Here is a 1,622-nt window from a genome sequence, read left to right on the forward strand (position 1 = left end):
CGACGGACCCGGGCACCGCTGGTGCCCGGTGGCAGCGGATGCGCTGGCGGCAGCCGCGAAGTCCGGGGACTGGTGCGTGTCCGAACAGGCGGACGCGGCCAGCCGGCTACGGACCAAGGCGACCGTCGAGTCCATGGGAGCCCCGACGGACGTCGCCCGCGAGTGGCTGCTCAGCGGCGATTGACGCCGCGGCCCGTCGCCCGGACTGGCTTAGCGACGGCCTGGCGTCACTGTCTGCCAAGCGTCAGCGGCCGTCCGGCGTCAGCGCGGACGGGCCGCCGCGTCGGCGCGGGCTTCGGCCTCATGCGGAATGTCCAGCGGCACGTCGTTGAAGCTGCCGTAGCGCCGCTCGACGGCGTGGCGGATCAGGTAGTCGGCCACGGCCGGGTTCTTGGGCAGCAGGGAACCGTGCAGGTAGGTGGCAATGATGTTCCGGTAGCGGGCTCCCTCGGTGCCGTCGGTGCCGTTGTTGCCCTGGCCCTTGGTGACCCGTCCCAACGGCCGGACATCGCTGCCGAGGGTGGTCAGTCCGCTGTGGTTCTCGTACCCGATAACCGTGCCGAACTCGCCGCTTTCGAGCACGGTGTTGCCGATCAACCGGGTGGGCCCGCCCACGGTTTCGGCATCGAGCAGCCCGATGCCGGTGATGACCTCGCCGGTGTGGGTGGTGAACCGGTGGCCGAACAGCTGGTAGAGGCCGCAGACCGCCAGCATCGGCAGGCCGTCCTCGGCCAGCTCCCGCAGCCGGCCGCCCTGGGCCAGCAGGTCGGCCTGGATCTTGTTCTGGCCGGAGTCCTGGCCGCCGCCGCCCACGATCAGGTCCACCTGCTCGGGGAACGCGTCGCCGGGGTTGTACTCGTGCAGCCGGACGTCGTAGCCGCGCAGCTCCAGGCGCTTGCGCAGCACCAGGACATTCCCCCAGTCGCCGTAGATGTTCATGTCCCGCGGGTAGAGCTGGAGCAGGTCGATAACAGGAGCGTCCATCAGGAGACCACTTCCACTTCGGTCAGTTTGCCGAGCTCGCGGCGCAGCGCCAGCATGGCGGTGTAGGTGCAGTAGATGCGCTTGGGCGTCTCCGGACCGCCCGCAATGAACCGCTGCAGGGAGGCATTGAGGTCCGTGTCCACCCGGCCTACCGGAACGTCCTCGTAGAAAAGGCGCAGCCCCATGTCGCGCGCCCGGACCCCGGAGACCACGGCTACGCCGGTGTCCCGCAGCGAATCGAAGTCGACGTCCCACAGCCAGGACATGTCCCGCCCGTCCGCGTAGTTGTCGTTAATGGCGATCATCGTCCGGTAGCCGGCGGCGGGGAAGGACTTCAGGGCCAGCCGGAAACCGGCCGGGTTCTTCACCAGCACCAGGTCCAGCGGCTGGCCGTTGACGGTCAGCGATTCGCCGCGGCCGAAGGCCGGCGTCACGTTCTCCAGCGAGGCCAGCAGCGCCGGCTCGTCCACCGCGGGGCCCAACACGGTCCGCGCCAGCACCAACGCCGCGGCGGCGTTGAACACGTTGTAGACGCCGGTCAGCTTCAGCTCGACCTCGAGCTCACGGCCGTCCAGCTGGAAGGTTGCGGCGGCCCCTTCACAGGCCGAGAGCACGACGTCGGCGCTCGGCCGGCCGCC

The 1,622-nt window shown here is 69.9% G+C and carries 2 protein-coding genes and 1 pseudogene; 1 reads left to right on the forward strand and 2 read right to left on the reverse strand.

The window, feature by feature from the left end:
- Window positions 1-184: pseudogene (locus tag AC5RUJ_RS16025) on the forward strand (hypothetical protein); the annotation flags it as partial.
- 77 nt (window positions 185-261) lie between these two features.
- Here AC5RUJ_RS16025 and AC5RUJ_RS16030 read toward each other — a convergent pair.
- Both AC5RUJ_RS16030 and AC5RUJ_RS16035 read right to left on the reverse strand, forming a co-directional pair.
- Entirely contained in the window at window positions 262-984 is a 723-nt protein-coding gene (locus AC5RUJ_RS16030) for a type 1 glutamine amidotransferase (protein ID WP_494128996.1), read from the reverse strand.
- A partial coding sequence (locus AC5RUJ_RS16035; protein ID WP_494156215.1) for a DUF1727 domain-containing protein occupies window positions 984-1,622 on the reverse strand: 639 nt, incomplete at its 5' end. The genes AC5RUJ_RS16035 and AC5RUJ_RS16030, both read right to left, overlap by 1 nt.

The organism is Arthrobacter sp. Y3223164 (assembly GCF_059091005.1).

Bases quoted from the DNA above. Each gene is read 5' to 3' on its own strand.
- AC5RUJ_RS16030 (WP_494128996.1), bottom strand. From the start codon at position 984: ATGGACGCTCCTGTTATCGACCTGCTCCAGCTCTACCCGCGGGACATG.